The sequence below is a fragment of the Cytobacillus sp. OWB-43 genome, from assembly GCF_034651445.1.
Lineage (GTDB): Bacteria > Bacillota > Bacilli > Bacillales > Cytobacillaceae > Cytobacillus > Cytobacillus kochii.
In genome coordinates, this window is the sequence record NZ_JAYEFF010000001.1 from 1126034 (window position 1) to 1146787 (window position 20754).

Here is a 20754-nt window from a genome sequence, read left to right on the forward strand (position 1 = left end):
TATTTCTTGTAAAGTTTGTCCTATCTTCTCATATATATAACATATCCAACCGTTTCTAAGGTTAGGAAAAACAATTAAATGGGGATTGTTATATGTTAACTGGACTGATCATCATTTTTTTACTTGTGTTGTTTCTGCCCTTTAGTTCGAAAGTAGTCGAAGAAAATTTAGAAATATTTCTTTTCATTATGGGCGTTTTAGCTGTTTTTATTAGTCAAGTCTATACGGAAGCATTATTTTTTAAGGCAGCAATCGCACCAATTAATATCGCAATAGCGGTTTTTATAGCAGGTGTGTTATTCAAGTGGTTTCGACGCGGACTGCAAAATTCAATCGTCTATGTTAGTGAACGCGTACCCTTTTGGTTTTTTATTTTTTTCACAGTGATCTTTTTAGGACTGATTTCAAGTGTTATTACTGCAATTATTGCCGCACTCATTCTTGTCCTTATTGCTTCTTCACTTCCACTACATAGGCAATCACTAATCATTTTTGTTGTTCTTTCCTGTTTTTCTATTGGTCTAGGTGCATCTTTAACACCGATTGGTGAACCACTTTCAACAATCGCTATTAGTAAATTAAATGAGGATTTCTTCTTTCTTATCAATTTAGTTGGTAAAGAGATTCTAATTGCCTTGTTATTCTTCGGTTTCCTAGCCGCTATTTTTGTTAAACCACCCAACCAAACAGATAAATTCAGCAAAATGGTGCACAACGAGGAAGAAGGCTATGGTGAAATAAGTATCCGTTCTTTAAAAATTTATTTCTTCGTAATGGGGTTAACATTTTTAGGTGCAGGATTTGAACCACTAATTAGTCAATATTTGATCAACCTATCGCCTTCTGCTCTGTACTGGATTAATACATTATCTGCAGTACTTGATAATGCGACATTAGCTGCTGCGGAAATTAGCCCTTCTATGAGTAATCAAACCATTCAAGCGATATTACTCGGCCTTTTAATAAGCGGTGGGATGCTTGTCCCCGGCAATATCCCGAATATTATTGCAGCCGGTAAATTAAATATTACGAGTAAAGAATGGGCGAAAATCGGTTTACCTATAGGACTAGTATTCATGCTTGCTTTTTTTATGGTGCTATTGTTTATTCAATAATTAATCTCCTATAGAAAATAGAGACTTTCTTTGACATAAACGATTGACCAACTGTAGGCTATCTTATTTCACTGATTATTTATAGAAACAAAACTTCACATAATAGAGTAATAGCGGAGACAAATTGAATCGTAAATGTCTCCGCTTCAACATTTGTAGTTTAATAAATAATGGTCTGATCATTTTTTGATTGCTGTATTATTCAACTAAATTTATTTCGAGGATTATTTTATGTATTCCTTTTTCATTTGTATAAGTATGAATAATGTCAAATCCACTTTTTATATTCAAAATCAGCATATTACGCCACTTATTCATCGTTTTTGTCTGAACAATGCGAAAACCATTATTCCTTAAATACTGATGTTGCTTCTTCATTAATATTGATGCAATACCTTGTTTTCTATAATTAGCATCTATTCCACCTAGCCAACTATAAAACTTCGTGCTATCAATTGTGTACCCAATCTTATATCCGACTATCTTCTTTCCATCCTTTGCAATGATAACCAACAATTTAGATTTACTCAGCATATTGGTAATTAAATTATCAGAGGTTCCAAAAATGTCTTCATGCAGTTTCAAAATGTCATTTAATACATCTGCTTCAGGGATTGTATGGTAAGTAATATATTCATAGCCCATATACCTTTTCTCCTTCTAAACATTTTTAGATTGCTTTTTACCTGCTGTAAAAAGACAAAAGTATCCAACATTACAATGACCAAAAATAAATACCTCATTCTCCTTAAACATCAAAGAGAATAAAAAAGAAAAGCTATTTTCCTATAAAAAAAAGCTTTTATGGAAATGTTGATTCACTCCTTATTTAAGCTAAATCAAATAAGGAATGTACAACCGTTTCATTTCTTCCAACGGTCGTTTCAGCTTGGGATAATGAGTTCATAATTGCTTCTTCTGTTACTTCTGCTGCTGCTGCAAACAGCTCATTCATAATTGAATGATCTTCTCTTAAAGTTTTCATCGTATGCAAATAAGATGATTGTTTGTGCTTTATTGTATTTGCAGTAGAAAAAGCAATAACGATATCTCCACTACCATGACTATAATGGCTACCCGTCCTACCCAGTCCAATTCCACATCTTTTAGCAACTCGGTGTAATTGTCTATCACTTAACGGAGCATCTGTTGCTAATACAATTATAATTGATCCGTCAGCTGCTTTATCTAACTCTAAAGGATAATGTAGGTTGTTTTTAAAATAACGATTAAAAGGGAATTCAGGTTTTCCTCCAAAATTACTTAAGACAAGACATCCTACATGAAAGAATCTCCCGTCATTTACTGACAATTTTCTAGAAGAAGTACCTATCCCTCCTTTATAGCCAAAACATACCATTCCCTTACCTGCACCAACTGCACCTTCTTCCACTGGATTTGTTGAAGCGTTCAAGATGGCTTCTATAGTATCTTTAGGTGTAACAACCATTTCTCTTATTGAATTCAGTAGACCATCATTACACTCTCCAGTGACAATATTAATCGTCCCTGTTGTATCTCCAATGTCTTTATTTTCTTGTAACATATATTGCAGGGTACCTTGTGTAACTGCCGGGACTGAAAATGTATTGGTTAACATAATGGGTGATTCTATCTGTCCTAATTCATTTACTTGTACCAGCCCAGTGGTTTTACCAAAACCATTAATAACATACGATGTGGCCACTACTTTTTCTTTAAACAAATTACCACCATGTGGTAAAATGGCAGTGACACCTGTACAGGCATATCCTGTTTCCGTCTTTTCATCAATGGTTTTATGACCGACTCTCACCCCGGGAACATCAATCAAGCAATTATTTTCCCCTGTTGGTATACTACCAATGATTATTCCTCTTTCTCGTATTTTCAATGCTTTTCTCTCCATTTCTTTCAATACCAAAAAAGCAACCTTCCTTGAAGAAGGTTGCTTTTTTTTATTCATTCGTTAACTTATTTAATTCATCAGTTAATTCAATAAATCTCTCTTCGTTTCTTTCTTCAAGAGCGTTATCAATTTCTTGGCGGAGCTTTTTCATTCTGAAGTCAAGTATAGCCTTATTTAACACTTGTTCCGCTACGACTGAGTATTGGTTTTCATCGGTTTGGACTGTTGAGTTAAGCGTGTACTTTTCCATTTTGAAATCAACCCCTTGACCTTTTTTCTATTATAACAAAAAATTTCTGATAATTCAAACCTTAAATGAAATTTATCTTATACTCTATTATTAATTGTTGTTAATATAAATATTACCCCGTTCTATCTTGATTTAAACCTTTTTAAAATATGTTTATTCACTTCCTTGCAAATATAATTTTCTTTACTATAATGGATATTTAGGGAATCAAAATATATCTATTGGTATATATATTTATAAATGAGGTGGGGTTTTGGATCAATCAACAAATTCATTACAAAAAGAAAGAATTTGGACTAAGGATTTTACATTAATTTGTTTTGCAAACTTCTTTGTATTTTTAGGTTTTCAAATGACATTACCAACATTGCCTTTGTTTGTCGAAGAACTTGGTGGCAATGACCAATTAATCGGGTTAGTCATCGGGATATTTACCTTTTCATCCCTTATTATGCGTCCTTTTGCGGGACATGCGTTAGAATCAAAAGGCAGGCGGTTTGTCTTTCTTATTGGACTAGCTGTATTTGTTCTTTCCGTTGGAGTCATTGGCTTTATTACGAGTATATCCTTTCTCCTTATACTCAGATTAGTTCAGGGTTTAGGATGGGGATTCTCTACAACAGCTTCAGGGACAATCGCAACAGATCTTATTCCACAGAAAAGACGTGGCGAAGGGATGGGTTACTTTGGACTATCAGGTAATCTCGCTCTTGCCTTTGGTCCTACTTTAGGATTAGCACTTATTGGTAATATTAGCTTTACTTCCTTATTTCTAATCTGTTCTTTATTAGGACTCGCTGCTTTCATCCTTTCATCATTCATAAAATATAAACAAGTAGATCATACTGCTAGCGTAGTAGAAAAGAAAAAGTTTGATGTTTACGAGAAATCCGCTCTGCCCCCTTCCATATTAATCTTCTTTGTAACCGTTACATTTGGAGGGATTGCTACATTTCTACCTATCTATTCATTACAAAAAGGTATTGATGGAATTGAATGGTATTTCTTTCTCTATGCTTTAGCTCTGCTCATCAGCCGTACTTTTGCAGGTAGAATTTATGATAAAAGAGGGCATCAAGCTGTATTTATTCCAGGTGTGCTCCTTATTATTGCTGCCATGCTTCTACTCGCATGGTTACCGAGTAATGCGATTCTATTTACTGCAGCCATATTATATGGTTTAGGTTTCGGTACGATCCAACCAGCTTTGCAAGCTTGGTCTGTTAAAGAAGCACCGGTCAATCGTAGAGGAATGGCTAATGCCACGTTCTTTTCTTTTTTTGATTTAGGAATCGGTATTGGATCAATTATGTTTGGGCAAATCGCTTTTTACTTAGGATATAGCTCTATCTATATCGTTGCTGCCATTTCAGTTGTTGTTTCTCTATTCATCTATATTGGTATGTTATTACAAATGAGAAAGAACCGCTAACAATCTTGTAAAAAAAATAAGCCTAATAGAAAGCCCGAAAAGACATTTTTTCATTGTGATTAAGATGTTTTTCGGGTTTTTAATTATGACTTATACCAAACTATTATCTCCAAGCTTCGAGATTAGACCGCCTTCATAGGACTGTCTCTTTTATCTTCACACTGCCTCTTTCCTCACATTCAGTCGATCCTTTTCTTCAACCTTATTTATAATCATCCCAAATAAAGCTGCTAATATTTGTTGAAATAGCATGCCAATAACAACAGGCACGGCCACTGGCGGTGGGAAATAGGCAACGGCTAATACAGAGCCTGCACTAATGTTTCGCATACCACCATTAAAAGTAATCGCAATCACCGCTTCTCTATTTTTCCCTACTATTTTTCTAGCAATTAAAAAAGCTACTAAGTATCCTGTAAAGGCTATAAAGAAGACGGTGACAACTAATGCTAGTAAACGTAAATCGAAGGCAGTCAAGTAGGATGAAACAACGGCACTATTAATCATTACAACAGTCGCCATACCTATTTTAGAAAATGGAGCAAGTCTTGCACTAAGTATGTTTGAAACCTTCTCTTTTGCGATCGAATTAACAATCATTGCCAAAATAGATGGAATGACAATCATCATGATTAACCCACTCACCATGCTTATGACATCCATTTCCACTTTTGCTCCTACTAAGAGCTTTAGTGTAAGTGGCACAAGTATTGGTGATAATAACGTATCAACGAGAATAATCGTTAAAGTCAATGGAATACTGCCTTTGTAAATGGAAACCCATATCAGGCTTGAGATTCCTGTAGGTATTGCCATCATTAAAATTAGACCAGTAATTGTATAAGTATCATTTGGAAAAGTAATATGACCAACAGTAAAGGCCCATAATGGCATAAAAATATGTAGAACAAATAAGACAATAAATAGTGGCAAAGGATGAGTGATGGCTTCTTTCATCGATGTAAAATTTGCTTTCAAACTACCTGCGAATGTCATAAATGCAAAGATCCATGGGATAAGACTATCTAGATTTTTTAAATAGATAGCAAAGCATATACCCAATATGACACTAGTAGGAGTAATCAAGGGCATCATTTTATCTAGCTGACTGTTTATTTTCGTTAATATCATCCCTCACTCCTTTCTCTTTTTTATACATATATATTTTAACACTTTTTAGCAATGAATTTTTCGATAAAATAAAAACGTAATATTATGCCTTTATGAGCACAATATTACGTTATTCTTGATTATTCACCTAAAACTTCCCGTAAGGTTACATGATAGTCGCCAATTTCACCTTCACGATACAGATTTGTTACTGATGTATAATATTGAGTTATTGCGGCCTTCATTCTAAAATTATTCGCCGGAACTTGCACATCAAAATTTTCTTCATATAAAAGCACAGCAATATCATGATAGTTCTCACTCGTTACTTTAAAGTCAATGGCAATTTGTTTTAAACCATTTACTGAGGTTTCCTTATATTGATTAATAGATAATGTATAATTGTTTAATTGTATCTCTTGAACCATTATCGTCTGCTCCTTCCTTACAAATTTTATTCTAGCAAATAATGAGTGGATGTTATATTGATTTGCTTATTAAATACCAATGATACAACCTACATGAAAAATGAATGGTGAGAAATATATTCTCATAACAAATAAAAAAACTAGCTAATGACTTCTTAACACCGTTCATACATACATCTATGGAAAAAAGCACTGGTTGCAATCAATGGCAAGCCAGTGCAGCATATATTTAAAGTTGGTTCATTTGCTCTGTTAATGTATCAATTAAAAAAGTGATATCACTATCAGTTATATTTAACGGTGGGGCAAGTGTAATAATATTATTATATCCAGCAACAGTTGCTCCGTTTTTACCTATTAGTACACCTTTCTCCTTACATCCGGAAATGATCTTATTCACATACTCCACAGCTAGCGGTTCCTTCGTCGCCTTATCCTCTACTAACTCAATACCTATTAATAAACCTTTTCCTCTCACATCCCCTACATAAGGGTGATGTTGCAGCTTTTGCAGTAATGTCCTCTTTAGCGCATCCCCAGCTGTTTTCGACCGTTCGTACAGCTTCTCATCTTCCATAATCTCTAGGTTTTTCAATGCTAAAGCGCAAGCAGCAGGGTTTCCTCCAAAAGTATTCACATGGCGAAAGTAATCATATTCTTCTGTTCCTTTGAAATAATCATAGATTTCTTTTTTCACTGCGGTAGCTGACAATGGTAAATACGCACTTGTTATCCCTTTTGCCATCGTAATAATATCTGGTGAGACCTCATAATTCATAAATCCAAACGGTTCACCCGTGCGACCAAAGCCATTAATAACTTCATCACTAATGAGCAATGCCCCGTGCTTCTCACAAACCTCTTTTACTCCTTTCATATAGTTTTCTGGTGGCATAATAACCCCGCCACCTGTAATAATTGGTTCCATTATGACAGCTGCAACGGTCTCGCTTAGCTCCCATGTCATTACTTTATCTATATCCTGTACTGATTGAAGCTTGGTAGATGCCAAGGTTTCATCTTCCGGTTGGCGATACATATCAGGTGGTGCGACATGAATAAAGCCAGGTGCGAGCGGTTCATATTTATATTTTCTTTGCGCCTGCCCTGTTGCTGCAAGTGTTGCCATCGTATTCCCATGATACCCACGATACCTAGAAATAATCTTGTAGCGTTCATGTTCTCCCTTTTGTTTATAATACTGTCTAACGATTTTAAATGCGGTTTCATTCGCCTCTGAGCCACTATTTGAAAAGAAGAATACATAGCCGCCACCGAGCATTTCATTTAGTTTTTCAGCTAATTTTATCGCTGGTGTATGGCTTTGTGATAAAGGAAAATAACTCATCTCTTTTAATTGTTCGTATGCTGCTTCTGCGAGCTCTTTTCTACCATAGCCTGCATTTACACACCATAAACCTGCCATTGCATCTAAATAGCGATTACCTTCATGATCAGTAACCCAAGCACCATCTGCTTTTTCCGCTATAATTGTGCTATTAGGGCTAAATGGTTTCATCGCGTGCCAAACAACCTCTGCATCTTTCTTAAGCAACCCTTTCTCTTCCTTAATTTCAGCCATGCACTTTTCCTCCTTATTAATAATCAAAACGTGAGGTAATCATCTTCTTCCGGGTATAAAAATTAACACCATCTTTCCCGTTTACATGCAAATCACCATAAAACGAATCCTTCCACCCAGAGAAAGGAAAAAAGGCCATTGTTGCTGGGACACCAATATTGATCCCTAACATACCTGCATCCGCTTCTTCTCTGAACTGACGAACAGCACGCGCATCTTTCGTATAAATCGTTGCACCATTTCCATATCTTGATTGACTAATATAAGCTAATCCCTCATCTAAATCTTTCGCTCGCAATAAACTTAGGACTGGGGCAAATATCTCATCCTTCGCAATGGTCATATCGGGTGTGACTTGATCAAAAATTGTCGGACCTAAAAATGTGCCGTTTTTCATTTCAGTCATAACAGCTCTACCATCACGTAACAGCTCTGCTCCTTCTTCAATGCCTTTCTCAATATATCCTAAAACTTTCTGACGATGAGAATCTCTTATAACTGGTGTTAGCAGGACTTCTTCATTAGAGCCTTCACCAATAATTAATTCATCTGCTGCTTGAGAAAGCTTTTCAACAAACTCAGATCCATCACCTACCACAACAACCGCACTACAAGCCATACAACGCTGACCGGCACTGCCAAATGTAGAGCTTATAATATGGCTAATCGCTTTCTCCATATCCGCATCTGGCATAACAATATGATGATTCTTCGCTCCTGATAATGCTTGCACTCTTTTACCGTAAGAAGCCGCTTTTTCATAGACATATTTCGCAACCGGTTGAGAACCAACAAATGAAATTGCTTTGACGAGGGGATGTTCCAGTAAGCCATTAACTACATCATGCGCACCGTGGACAACATTTAAGACGCCAGCTGGTGCACCAGCTTCCATAAACAACTTCGTCAACTCATTAGATAAAATAGGCGTTCGCTCTGATGGCTTAAGAACAAAAGTATTGCCACATGCAATGGCAAGTGGAAACATCCACAAAGGAACCATCATTGGGAAATTAAATGGTGTGATACCAGCGACAACTCCATGTGGGTAACGAAACATTTGTGAATCGATGTCTTCTGCAATCGTCGACAAAGTTTCTCCCATCATTAGTGTTGGGGCTCCAGCGGCAAATTCCACACATTCAATTCCCCTTTGCACTTCCCCATATGCTTCTTTATATGCTTTACCATTCTCTTCTACGATTAATTTTGCTAATCTTTCATGGTTTTCCGTTAACAAATGATGATATTTATAGAGAATTCTCGCTCTTTTTGGAACCGGTGTTTTTTTCCAAGTTAGAAAAGCATTTGCTGCTGCCTTTACTGCTTGATCAACATCTGATTTCATGGATATAGGTACCTTTGCAATAATTTCCCCAGTTGCTGGATTAGGCACCTCCATTGTTTCTGTAGATTGTGAAGGTACCCATTGGCCATTAATAAAATTCTGTAAAGTTTTCGTTCCCTGTTCAATTACGCTCATCATCAAACCTCCTATTAAAGATTGATTATTCTGATTTCATTATCTCTTATTTATTATCCCTTTTTCATTAGACATACTGTAAAAAGGATAACGGTCATTCATAAACAAACGGTCTATATGAAAGAATAGGGTAAATCTTGAAATCAGTGCCTCAAAGGAAATCGTAACAAGCAAAATAAACCGACTACTATAGAGACGGTTCATTCTTTTTTACTTTATTTGTTTTAAATCGATTGGTCGCTGGATAAAATCATAGCTTAATAGCATAAATTCCAATGCCAATCTTTTCTCATGACTCATAAAATCGGAGCCTAATAACTGCTCAATTTTTTCCAACCGATGATATAAAGTTTGTCTAACAATATACAATTTCTGTGCCGTATCTTTTTTTGAGCCATTACAAATTAAGTACATTTTTAATGTTTCCATTAACTTTGATTGATGTGCAGTATCATATTCAACAATCGGTCCTAAATATTCTTCGATCATTCCTTGTAAGTTCATATGCCTACTGGCAACTGAGATAATACGAAATATATGTAAGTCATCATAAAACATACTTGAATACGAACGATGATAAAATTGTTGATTCACTTGGATTGTTTCTAATGCCGTTTGATAACTCTCATGCACCGCATTCAAATCAGATACATATTTTCCAATTCCAAAATTAAAAGTCGTGTCTGATTGCAAATCCGAAAATAATTGCTTCATTTTTTCAATTGCTTGTACTACTCTCCTCTTCCAATCAGTTAATCCTCTTTCATTAAATAATATAAATACAATTGCTTTGTGCTTCTCAACGGCTAAGAAAGAAAAACCTTTTTGTTCTAATATGGAGCGAAAATACAACTTGAAGTAAGTTAAATTTTCTAACATTTCCACTTGATAGACACATACAACCGCCCCTCGAGGTGCATTCGGTAAATAGGCAGATACATGGTTTAGTAATGAAGGAGTCGTTTCCTTACCTTCTAACCAAGAATTTACCCACTCACTTTCTTCTAACCTTCTTTTTTCCTCTACATATAATTCACGAATAAAGAATTGTGCTAGAGCGTTAGCTGTTCTGTCTACAATTAGCTGATCATATTCTGTTAAGTGATGAGATGAAGAAATGATGATAAGTTCAGCAAATTTCTCTCCTAAAAGTTCAATAGTAGCTCTTACGACAAAACGTGAAGGTTCTTGTTGGGCTTGTACCTTCTTTAGGATATTTTCTCTTTTTATTTCCGGTAGTACAGGATAAAACTTCGTACTTTCATCTTGAAATAATAATAGAATTTGCACTTGCAATTCTTCATAAATGACCTTCAAAAGTTCATCATAATGATTAATAGAAAGAAGTTTCTTATTTAAGATATGAGAGATTTTTTCTAAATTAGCTAACATATCATATTGCTGATTAATTAAAGATGTATGAATGTCTTGCGTGATTTCCACGAAAGGAACTTCCTTTAATATGAGAATAATTGGGAAATTCGCTTTGTTTGCCATAGAGATAATTTCATGAGGTATGCCCTTCGTATAAGTGCCATATTCAATACATAAGCCTGCTGCATTCGACTTAATTAACTGTTGTACAATTGAGATAAATAATTCCTTTCTCTCTCGCCATGCAACAGCGGTTGAAAGGATTAGTTCATTTCCTTTTAAGAGATTCCCTATTTTTGTTACCTCAACAATATGAACCCACTTCACTTGATCTACTAACCCATCTTTCCCTGCAACTATTTCTATTTGATCGAAATGCTTCCTTTGCAAGATATCATTGACGGTTAAATAGGATTTCATTCTCGCCCTCCTAAATTCTGAATATATAGAATATTAATAGATAACTAGACAAATTGTCAAATATAATAGAAATATTTAATACATTCAGTAAACATAAGAGGCCCACTCCCATGAAAATAAATGTTTATTCTTTTTACACATTTCTTAAACGCATTGCAACAATTCTTCGGACAAACACTCTTCATACTCAGCAAGATTTCTTTATGTATTCCGTCATATAAATGAGGTTCATAAAATGAAACCCAGCGCTTTATACTGTTTGTACGCTGGGTTTGATAATTTCTTCAAATGTGACAAGTTGTAGATGATGAGGAAGTTTTTCCTCGGGTGACAATGTGCAAATTGATAAGCTATATTGCTTTAGGAGGTTATATACCTTTACTTTTCCCCCTGGATACCGTTTTTGTTGATGGTTGACCTCGAATTCACTCCGATTTTTTTCTTCGAGTTCTATTTCTTGGAGGTCTATATGTAAACCAGTACCGATGGCTTTTAAATAGCTTTCTTTTATCGTCCAACGATTAAAAAAATCTTTCGCTCCCATACACTCTTCTTCCTCTCGAAACAAAAGGGAGTGTAACTCTGGCTTTGGTTTAGTTATTTTTTCTAAATCTATCCCTACCATTCCATCAGATCCAACGGCACACACACACCAATCACCTGAATGAGACAAGCTAAAAGGGGGAAAAGGGTCCGCGTTCAAAAAAGGTTTACCGTATTTGCTGAATTCGAGCTTTGTAAGATCAACTTTAGGTAACTTCTTCATAAGTATTTTCCTTAATAATAGATAACCTACTAACGTACGATATGCATCTTCTATTCTTCTATAACGGTGGATTTGTGTTCTTTTTAATGGTGGTAAATAGTCGCTATAATGATGTAAAGTTACCTCTGAATGTACTTGCGGTAATCGACAAGCAAAAACTTCAAGCATACCTTCCCCTCCTTCTTATACTAGCTTGCTTTTTTCATTTTTGGTGATGTTGACTTAATAGCGGTTTGACTATTGATCGCAAACAAGCACGCAGCAAGTAGAAGCATAGCACAAAAAATAATTGCCACTTGATATAATTGCTCATTTCCGATTGAGAACATGCTGATAATTAAAGAAATACTCACAATTCCCATTGCTGCACCCAAGCGGTTCTGCACATTAAATAATGTGGTTGCTTGTGACATCTTTTCTTTATTAATATGATGGAATGCCGTATACTGCATGGCAATCACGGCATGTCCTAACGTCAGTCCAATTCCAAATAAACAAATTTGTAAACCGATGATAGAACCAGTAGGGCCTATCCAACTGATGAGTAGGAAAAAGACACTGGATAATAAGAATCCATAAACAATCACACGATAAACGCCGAGAAGTTTTAATGTCAGGGGCATTACTCTTGATGCCACCATTAAACCAATCGCTTCAATAAAAATAGTTAATCCACTTTTTAATGGTGATGCACCAGTTGTATATTGATACATAATCGGGAACAAATACAAGAAACCTTGTAAGCCTGCCGCTCCAAGAAAAGAGAGCATGCTTATTCGTTTAAATGTCTTTTCCTCCAATAATTTTAAGTTCAATAATGGTTGATCTGCTTTTAATGCATGAAAAACATATGTAACAATCATTATTAGCCCAATCATCCCAAAAACGATTATTGGCAGACTCATTCCTGCTGTTAGTCGATTCAACGTATACATAAATAATGGAAAACCAATCACCATTAATAATAAGCCTTTCACATCTAGCTTTTTACCCATATACTCATGTTTTTCCTGTAAAAATAGTGCACCGATTATAACGATGAACAAGCCAATCGGAATATTAATTAAGAAGATCCACTGCCATGGTAAATAAGTAACGATTAACCCACCAATTATCGGACCAAGGGCAGGTGCTATAGCAATTGGAATGACGAAAGACCGCGACAGTTTCGGACGTTCTTCAATGGAAAACGTCCGAAAGATCATCGCCATGCCTATAGGGGCAAACAAGCCGCCTCCTAATCCTTGCAGAAACCGGGCTATGTTTAACATCGATACTGAATCTGCTAAAGCACACATATAAGAAGCGAATGTAAAAACGAGTGAGCTAACCATAAACATCTTTTTACTTCCAAAACGATCACCTAAATACCCTGCACAAGGTAAAATCATGCTAACCCCAACAAGATACCAGACAGTCAATCCACTTAACTGAGCGGATGTTACGCCCAGTTCAGCAGCAATCGAAGGAAGGGCAACATAGACGATTGTTCCGTCTAATGCCGCCATAAACATAGCTAGTATATACACTGTACATAATGCTCTTCTTTGGTATTTAACTTTTCTATCCATTGTCATTACAGTGATAGACTTTCCTTCTCTTTTTCATTTGGAAGTAGACTTTCCCAATGCTCTTCAATATATTGATGGCAGCTTGAAAGGGTAGTTTCCCCCCAAACCACTTGCCAGCCTGTAGGCACATCAATATAACTTGGCCATAATGAATACTGCCCTACATTATTCATTAAAACAAAATACAAAGAATCTTTTTGATCAAATGGGTTACTCATGTTTGTAGACTCCCTTCTAAATGCTTGTTTTCAATTAAACACTTTAACTCTCTTGCGATTCCTTCGCCTATTTCTGCTAAAGGTTCTGGTTGACACATATCTTTATGACGGCAAGCAATATCATATTGTCGCATCCTGCCATGAACATATGGTAACCATCTCGCTGGATCATCATTTTTAAACCACTCTGGAACAATGGTTGACTTGAAGAAAATCATATCTCCCTCATATACTTCTGGGTCATATTCTGACATGATACGAACGGAATTTTGATAGGTTTCTTTAAGATTTTCGATTGTTTCTTCATCCAATGATGCAAGTACACTCCCCTTTTCCTGAAGTAATTCTTTAACCAATTTAATTGTTAATTGATCGCCTTTCACTTCTTGAGGATCATAGCCCCCAAGTGCTAGCATCGCAATTAACGCATCATCTTCTGCTTCTTCTTCATTCATAGAAATGAAATGACCTGGATAGGAATCCATCATGACTAAAAACTCAATTTTCTCGCCCTGCTTTTGTAATTCAACTGCCATTGCATGAACAACGTTGCCTCCTAACGACCAGCCAAGTAAGCGATACGGACCTTTTGGTTGAACAGAACGAATCTCTTGGATATAATCCTTCGCCATTTCAACTAAACTTGTAGGTTTATTTTTCTTCTCTTTAATCCCTTTTGCTTGTAGGCCATAGATAGGAAAACGACTATCTAGTTTCGACATCAATCCAGCATAGCACCAGCTTAAACCACCTGCTGGATGCACACAGAATAATGGCGTCTCACTTCCTGTTTTTCGTAAACCCAATAATGACTGTAATGAAGCGCCTTCTTCTGCATCACCTTCAATCACTTTTGCGAGTTGCGCTGCAGTTGGTGCTTCAAATAACACACCAATGCCCAACTCTTTGCCGAATGTTGATTCTATTTTTTTCATTAATTGAACAGCTAATAACGAATGCCCTCCTAAATCAAAGAAACTATCATCAATACTTACTTCAGTTAAATGTAGGGTTTCTGCAAATAACTGCGTAAGTATTTCTTCTTGTGGAGTTCTAGGTAGATGCCTATCTCCCTGCATTGTCTCCATCTCTGGTTTCGGGAGAGCTTTCATATCTAATTTCCCGTGGTTCGTTAATGGAATATCATCTGTTCTAACGAAGTGATTCGGAACCATATATTTAGGCAATCTCGTTTGTAAAAATTGTCTCAGTTCTTTGTAATCAATCTCATTGTGAGAGATGAAATAGCTAACCAATTGCTTATCACCATGCATCGTTAGTACTGTTGTTACAGCTTGTTTAATTGCAGGATACTGAAGAAGTGCTGCATTCACTTCACCTAACTCGATGCGGAAACCACGAATTTTCACTTGATGATCAGAGCGACCAATATAGTCAAGTGAACCATCTTCTGTCCATTTTGCTAAATCTCCCGTTTTGTACATTCGACTTCCTGCTGATCCATATGGATTAGCGACAAATCTCTCCGCTGTCAGTGCTGGTTGATTTAAATAACCATGAGCGAGTCCATCCCCACTAACATACATTTCTCCTATTACACCTTTAGGAACAGGTTGAAGGTAATCATCTAATATATACACACCTAAATCAGGGATACCTTCACCAATTAAACTACTAGCAGATTGTCGAATTATGTCTTTCGTTAGTTCTAAGTAACTGACGTGAACGGTTGTTTCTGTGATACCGTACATGTTAATAAGCTTTGTTTTTGACATTGCATGCAGGTTATACCAACTTTCCAATCTTGGTAGTTCCAACGCCTCTCCACCAAAAATGATATATCTGATTCGCAACATATCCGATAAATCAATTCTTTCTTTTTCAGCTTCCATTAATTGATAGAATGCAGATGGTGTTTGATTTAATACAGTCACTCGTTCTTTAACTAATAATTGTAGAAAAGCTTGTGGGTTTCTAGTCGTCTCGTATGGGACAATAACTAGTTTTCCACCATATAATAATGCACCCCATATCTCCCAAACAGAGAAATCAAAAGCATATGAATGGAAAAGTGTCCAAACATCATCATGATCAAAAGAAAACCATTGATTCGTTGAGGCAAACAGTCTTACCACATTGCTATGTGGAACTAGCACACCCTTTGGCTTACCGGTAGAACCTGATGTATAAATAATATAAGCTGGTGAACTCGGATATATCTCATTCCCATCAATTTCTTCTAAGTTAGAAGTATCATACAATGTCAATGTTTGATGTAATTCTAGATCAAACACAATTTGATTCCCTTGTTCTACCTGTTTTTTATCAGTAATCATCATAGCCGCACCAGCATCACGATGGATATATTGTTTGCGATCTTCTGGGTAATCCGGATCTATTGGTACGTAGGCTGCACCGGCTTTCAATACCGCTAAAATACTTGTAATTAACTCCAAGGACCGTGGTAATGATATGGTGATAAAATCATTTGCTTTTACACCTTTATCAATTAACATTCTAGCAAGCTGATTTGCCCTTTCATTTAATTGTTGATAACTGATTGATGTCTCATCATATGTTACCGCTATTTCATTGCGGTATTGTTCTACCATTTGTTCAAAGTTATGAACGATATGTTCTTGTTTCGCTGTTACTTTCTTTGATTGTAGATGTAATAACTCATTTTTTTCTGTGTCTAATAGAATTGGTAACTTTCCAACAGATTGATTCGGCGTAGCAATGATTGAACTTAAGAGAGTCAACCATTGTTGCAATAAATGTTGGATTTGTTCATGCTTATAAAGGTCTTTTCTATATTCAATCGCACCTTCCAATGTATCTTGATTAGATCCTTGCCAAAATTCAAAAGTTAAATCAAATTTCGCTGTGTTCGTACCGTGAATTTGAATTTCTGCATCCACTCCCTCCACTTTAAATGACGGTTGTGGTGTGTTTTGCATAATAATCATTGATTGGAATAATGGATGAACTTTATTAGAACGGGTTGGGTTAATCGCCTCTACCACTCTATCAAACGGTGTGTCTTGCTGATCATAAATACTCATATTTTGTTTCTTCACGCGATGTAGTAACTGTAAAAATGATGGATTGCCTGAAACATCTGTACGTAGAACAATTGTATTAACAAAGAAGCCAACGATTGCTTGTAATGACGGCTCATTCCTCCCAGCTACTGGTGTACCAAATGGGATATCATCACCAGCGCCTAAACGATGATACAGTGTTGCTAATGCTGATTGTAGAACCATAAACAACGTAACATCTTCATCTTTTGCTAACTGATTGAGTTGTCGATAAAGGTTTTTGTCCATCTCAAAAGTCAATCGTCCACCTTCAACCATTCTTTTTTCTGGTCTTTCAACCCCAAGTGGTAGTGGGATGGCCTCAGGTATGTGGGCTAATTGTTTTTTCCAAAAGGCAAGCTTTTCCTCCATATCATCCACTAACATTTCCTGTTGCCAGAAGGCATAATCACCATACTGAATAGGTAATGAAGATAAAACTGGCTGATCACCCTTAACAAATGCCTCATAAGCAGTTGATACATCTTCCATAAATGGTGCAATCGACCACCCATCAGCGAATAGATGGTGATAAACAATACATAATATATTCTCTTTTTCATTTATTCTAAATAGATAGCTATGCCAACCTAATTCATTTTCCCAATCGATTGGCATTTTGATCGCTTCATCAATCTCATGATTGAGCTCATTTCGATTAATCGTTTTTTCATAGTATTTCAATGTTGCTTCATCAACTGATAATACCCTTTGATATACTTCACCATCTTTTGTTTCTATGACAGTTCTCAACGCTTCATGCTTTTTCATTACCTCAACTAAAGATTCGTATAAAGCGTCCTTTCGGAGTGTGCCTTTCAACTTGACTACTACAGGAATATAATAAGTAGAACCTACATTTTCTGTTTGTTCGATAAACCATAATCTTTTTTGTTCATGACTCATTGGAGCATACTGATCTCTCTTATGTGGCTTTAACTTTCTACCTTCAAACTTGTTGTCTGATTGTTCTTTCACTTGTTCAACAATAAATTGGATTGTTGGGTTTTGATAAAATGCTGAGAATGATAAACTTAGACCGAATTCCTCACGAAGCTTACCCAGTAATTGGGAAGCAAGTAATGAATGACCGCCAAGAGCAAAGAACGAATCGGTTTCGCGTATTTCATTCAACATTAATATTTGGCGGAAAATATGATAAACATCCTTCTGCAAAGGAGTCCAACATTCGTCATCTGTATAGCTTGCGTTACTTTCCAGCGGATTAGGTAATTCACGCAAATTTAACTTTCCATTAAGCGTCAATGGGAAAGCGTCCAAATACATAAAGAAACTAGGAATCATATAATCTGGCAAAAACTCACGTAAGTATGAATTGAAATCTTCACTTGTTTTCTTCACGTTCTCTGCCGCTATTATATAAGCCGTAATACGTTGATCTCCCGGTTGATCTTCTCTTACAATCACTTTACAGCTTTTCACATTAGGGTGTGCTAACAAGTGATGCTCAATCTCGCCTAATTCCATCCGATGTCCACGGACTTTTACTTGATCATCACTTCGTTTCACATAATGAAGTTTTCCAGATAAATCTCTTATGCCAATATCACCTGTTCGATACATTCTTTGGCCGTTTTCAGTAAATGGATTAGCCACAAACCTTGAGGAGGTGAGCGCTGGCTTACGATAGTAACCGTATGTAACAGCCTCTCCCGCAATATAGATTTCACCTGGTCTACCCGGAGCAACTAGTTGCAGGTTTTCATCCAAAATGTAAATTTCTGTGCCTGAAAGGGCGTCTCCCAGTGGTGGTGAAGTAAAACCATCAACTGTCGTTAATACATAATGTGTAGACCAAATTGTCGTTTCAGTTGGACCGTAAACATGATGTACTTCTTGACATAACGTTTGCATTTGCTTAGCTGTATGTGAAGGAAGTTTCTCTCCCCCAACTAATACTTTGACATCCTGTAATTCTTCTGTTATAAATGGCAGGATCATTTGCCAATGTGTCGGTGTTGCTTGAACCGCACTAATGTGCTTTTCCTTTAATTCTTTTACAATATTTGGCGGATCAGAAATGACTGCATTCTTAGCGATCACACATGTGCCCCCAACCGTGATGGGTAAAATCAATTCTAATATAGAAATATCAAACGAAATCGTCGTTAAAGCATAAAAGCGATCCATATGGTTTAACTGTAAATGCTTATTCATTGCCGATAAGAAATAAGAAAGTGACTTTGCAGGTACGAGAACACCTTTTGGATTACCAGTTGAACCTGAAGTATAAATCATATACGCTGGATCTCCACTATTTACGGGAGGTAGCAAAGTTTCACTCTTATCCTTAAAAACATCGATGGTCATAAGATATGGTTGGAAACTTTTTGGTAGTTTCTGCTTCCCTTCAGTATCAGTAAGAATTAGTTGTGTTTGACTATCTTTTAACATATAGTTGAGTCTACTCTCAGGATAATCGATATCAATTGGCACATAGGCACCGCCAGCTTTCCAAACAGCCAATATGGCAACCAAAATATTGGCAGAACGGCTTACAGCTATCCCCGCAATAAAGGGATAATGGTACCCCGTGCTAATCATTTCTTTTGCTAATGCTGAAGTCATCTTATCTAGCTGTTCATATGTCCATATTTCCCCACTATATTCTAATGCCGGATGCTGAGGATATTTCTTTACCATTTCCTTGAATTGAATAAGCGGATGAACGCTTTCAGCTGTCTCACACCCTAAATCTTTTCGCATCAATGCGTTTTCTTCATCTAATAATAAATTAATCTTCCAAATAGGTTGCCCGCCATCAATACTTGGTAGCCTCTTTAGCCAATGGATTATTCTACTTGCATGTTGCTCTACTTCCAATTGCTGAAACTTCGTACCATTTGCTTCAATATCTACTCTTAGACTGCCATCTCTATCTTGCTCAAACATATTCATATTCATTAAATCAATCGGACCTGTGGCTAATTTATAAGTAGTGGCAGCGACATCGCCAAAAATCGGTTGATACGTAAACGGCATAATATTTACTTGAAAAGAGTTCAAAAAACTGCTCTGGCCAATAGTTCCTAAATCTCTTTGTAATTGTTCTTGACGATAATGTTGATGTTTACTATTCTCTCTCGTTTCATTTACAACTTCTTTCACCAGACTCATAAAAGTCGAATCATTAGAAAATGATAGCAGTAATGGTAGAATATTCATTGTTGTTGCTGGAATATTCATCGCAACTGTTGAACGATTCATCATCGGTAATGTTAATAAACTCTTGCGATCCCCCGTTATCTTATATTGATAAACCCCCATAGCTGCAATCACGAGATGTGGCCACGCGATTTTCCATTCTTTTGCCTTGTTTTTTATCTTTTGAAACTCTGTGGCTGTTAATTTTTCAGCAATTTTTATCGTAGATGTTGCCTCAGAAGATTGAAGCTCATTCTGAGACAATGAAACGTCGTGTGTGACTCCTTTATATTTTTCCTTCCAATATTTTTGATCTTCCATATATAACGAAGATTCTTTATACTTGTGCTCTTCTTCAATTAATAGTGACAATGGTTTAAAAGCAGGTTCTGGCTCAAACTTTTCTTTTAGATATGCTGAATAAGTACTTGCCACTTTGTTTGTTATCAATGAAAATCCTAATGCATCACAAGCAATATGATGTATTTTCTGATACCAAAGATATTCATCACTTGCTATTTTAAAGAGAATTTGCTTATATATCGGACCTTTTTTCAAATCAATTGACAGGGATAAGTCATCATTCATGAGATCAATAGCTGTTTGCTTAGGGGTCTTCATTAGACTCACATCGATATATTGAACAGGCACTTCATTCGGTTTTTGAAGAACTTGATATAATTTTCCATTCTCTTCAAAAAAGGTAATGTGGAGGCTGTCTGCTTCTTGAACAGTACTCTTTATACTTTCTATTAATAACGACACGTTTATTCGCCCGTTTATTTCAACATATTCGCCAGTATTATAAGCTGTCTTTCTTTCATCTAATTCATGGGCGTACCAAATACCTGCTTGGGCATCTGTTGCTTGCAGTTTGGTTGCTTCACTGATCATTACATGCTCCTCCT

Annotated in this window: 14 protein-coding genes; 2 read left to right on the forward strand and 12 right to left on the reverse strand. The window is 36.3% G+C overall.

Features of this window, described 5'->3' with window-relative positions; translation table 11 throughout:
- Positions 1-92: 92 nt before the first annotated feature.
- Positions 93-1115: a DUF1646 family protein gene (locus tag U9M49_RS05540; RefSeq protein ID WP_307313543.1), complete on the forward strand. Its 1023-nt coding sequence runs from the start codon at positions 93-95 to the stop codon at positions 1113-1115.
- Positions 1116-1313: 198 nt separating this feature from the next.
- Here the strand turns inward: U9M49_RS05540 and U9M49_RS05545 are convergent, their stop codons facing one another.
- From U9M49_RS05545 to U9M49_RS05555, 3 genes are all read right to left on the reverse strand, one after another.
- Positions 1314-1760, reverse strand: a complete 447-nt coding sequence (locus U9M49_RS05545) for a GNAT family N-acetyltransferase (RefSeq protein WP_322909456.1) — start codon at positions 1758-1760, stop codon at positions 1314-1316.
- A gap of 184 nt (positions 1761-1944) precedes the next feature.
- Complete coding sequence (locus tag U9M49_RS05550; RefSeq protein WP_322909681.1) at positions 1945-3003, reverse strand: P1 family peptidase; 1059 nt, start codon at positions 3001-3003, stop codon at positions 1945-1947.
- Positions 3004-3052: 49 nt separating this feature from the next.
- On the reverse strand, positions 3053-3253 hold the full coding sequence (locus U9M49_RS05555) for an IDEAL domain-containing protein (RefSeq protein WP_224938368.1): 201 nt from the start codon (positions 3251-3253) through the stop codon (positions 3053-3055).
- Positions 3254-3506: 253 nt separating this feature from the next.
- Between U9M49_RS05555 and U9M49_RS05560 the strand changes: the two genes are divergently transcribed.
- Positions 3507-4685 carry an MFS transporter gene (locus U9M49_RS05560; RefSeq protein WP_322909457.1) on the forward strand — a complete coding sequence of 393 codons (1179 nt, stop codon included), beginning with the start codon at positions 3507-3509 and terminating at the stop codon, positions 4683-4685.
- 156 nt (positions 4686-4841) lie between these two features.
- Here U9M49_RS05560 and U9M49_RS05565 read toward each other — a convergent pair whose 3' ends face one another.
- The 9 genes from U9M49_RS05565 to U9M49_RS05605 all read right to left on the reverse strand — a co-directional run bounded on the left by U9M49_RS05565 (position 4842) and on the right by U9M49_RS05605 (position 20740).
- Entirely contained in the window at positions 4842-5816 is a 975-nt protein-coding gene (locus U9M49_RS05565) for a bile acid:sodium symporter family protein (RefSeq protein WP_307313538.1), read from the reverse strand.
- Positions 5817-5935: 119 nt separating this feature from the next.
- The gene (locus U9M49_RS05570; RefSeq protein WP_322909458.1) at positions 5936-6223 is read right to left on the reverse strand and encodes a DUF3219 family protein; all 288 of its coding nucleotides are present in this window, start codon (positions 6221-6223) and stop codon (positions 5936-5938) included.
- Between the two features lie 229 nt (positions 6224-6452).
- Positions 6453-7805 carry an aspartate aminotransferase family protein gene (locus U9M49_RS05575; RefSeq protein WP_095373068.1) on the reverse strand — a complete coding sequence of 451 codons (1353 nt, stop codon included), beginning with the start codon at positions 7803-7805 and terminating at the stop codon, positions 6453-6455.
- A gap of 16 nt (positions 7806-7821) precedes the next feature.
- Positions 7822-9288, reverse strand: coding sequence for a CoA-acylating methylmalonate-semialdehyde dehydrogenase (locus tag U9M49_RS05580; protein WP_322909459.1), 1467 nt, complete (start codon positions 9286-9288; stop codon positions 7822-7824).
- A gap of 210 nt (positions 9289-9498) precedes the next feature.
- On the reverse strand, positions 9499-11082 hold the full coding sequence (locus tag U9M49_RS05585; RefSeq protein WP_095373066.1) for a PucR family transcriptional regulator: 1584 nt from the start codon (positions 11080-11082) through the stop codon (positions 9499-9501).
- 250 nt (positions 11083-11332) lie between these two features.
- Entirely contained in the window at positions 11333-12016 is a 684-nt protein-coding gene (locus U9M49_RS05590; protein WP_322909460.1) for a 4'-phosphopantetheinyl transferase superfamily protein, read from the reverse strand.
- Between the two features lie 20 nt (positions 12017-12036).
- The gene (locus U9M49_RS05595; protein ID WP_095373064.1) at positions 12037-13425 is read right to left on the reverse strand and encodes a DHA2 family efflux MFS transporter permease subunit; all 1389 of its coding nucleotides are present in this window, start codon (positions 13423-13425) and stop codon (positions 12037-12039) included.
- Positions 13425-13637: an MbtH family protein gene (locus U9M49_RS05600; protein ID WP_095373063.1), complete on the reverse strand. Its 213-nt coding sequence runs from the start codon at positions 13635-13637 to the stop codon at positions 13425-13427. Before U9M49_RS05600 ends, U9M49_RS05595 begins: the two co-directional genes overlap by 1 nt.
- Positions 13634-20740, reverse strand: a complete 7107-nt coding sequence (locus tag U9M49_RS05605) for a non-ribosomal peptide synthetase (protein WP_322909461.1) — start codon at positions 20738-20740, stop codon at positions 13634-13636. The genes U9M49_RS05600 and U9M49_RS05605 overlap by 4 nt, the downstream gene beginning before the upstream one ends.
- Between the last annotated feature and the right edge of the window lie 14 nt (positions 20741-20754).

Coding starts and splice junctions, on each gene's coding strand:
- U9M49_RS05540 (WP_307313543.1), top strand. CDS start 93: ATGTTAACTGGACTGATCATCATTTTTTTACTTGTGTTGTTTCTGCCC.
- U9M49_RS05545 (WP_322909456.1), bottom strand. CDS start 1,760: ATGGGCTATGAATATATTACTTACCATACAATCCCTGAAGCAGATGTA.
- U9M49_RS05550 (WP_322909681.1), bottom strand. CDS start 3,003: ATGGAGAGAAAAGCATTGAAAATACGAGAAAGAGGAATAATCATTGGT.
- U9M49_RS05555 (WP_224938368.1), bottom strand. CDS start 3,253: ATGGAAAAGTACACGCTTAACTCAACAGTCCAAACCGATGAAAACCAA.
- U9M49_RS05565 (WP_307313538.1), bottom strand. CDS start 5,816: ATGATATTAACGAAAATAAACAGTCAGCTAGATAAAATGATGCCCTTG.
- U9M49_RS05570 (WP_322909458.1), bottom strand. CDS start 6,223: ATGGTTCAAGAGATACAATTAAACAATTATACATTATCTATTAATCAA.
- U9M49_RS05575 (WP_095373068.1), bottom strand. CDS start 7,805: ATGGCTGAAATTAAGGAAGAGAAAGGGTTGCTTAAGAAAGATGCAGAG.
- U9M49_RS05580 (WP_322909459.1), bottom strand. CDS start 9,288: ATGAGCGTAATTGAACAGGGAACGAAAACTTTACAGAATTTTATTAAT.
- U9M49_RS05585 (WP_095373066.1), bottom strand. CDS start 11,082: ATGAAATCCTATTTAACCGTCAATGATATCTTGCAAAGGAAGCATTTC.
- U9M49_RS05590 (WP_322909460.1), bottom strand. CDS start 12,016: ATGCTTGAAGTTTTTGCTTGTCGATTACCGCAAGTACATTCAGAGGTA.
- U9M49_RS05595 (WP_095373064.1), bottom strand. CDS start 13,425: ATGACAATGGATAGAAAAGTTAAATACCAAAGAAGAGCATTATGTACA.
- U9M49_RS05600 (WP_095373063.1), bottom strand. CDS start 13,637: ATGAGTAACCCATTTGATCAAAAAGATTCTTTGTATTTTGTTTTAATG.
- U9M49_RS05605 (WP_322909461.1), bottom strand. CDS start 20,740: ATGATCAGTGAAGCAACCAAACTGCAAGCAACAGATGCCCAAGCAGGT.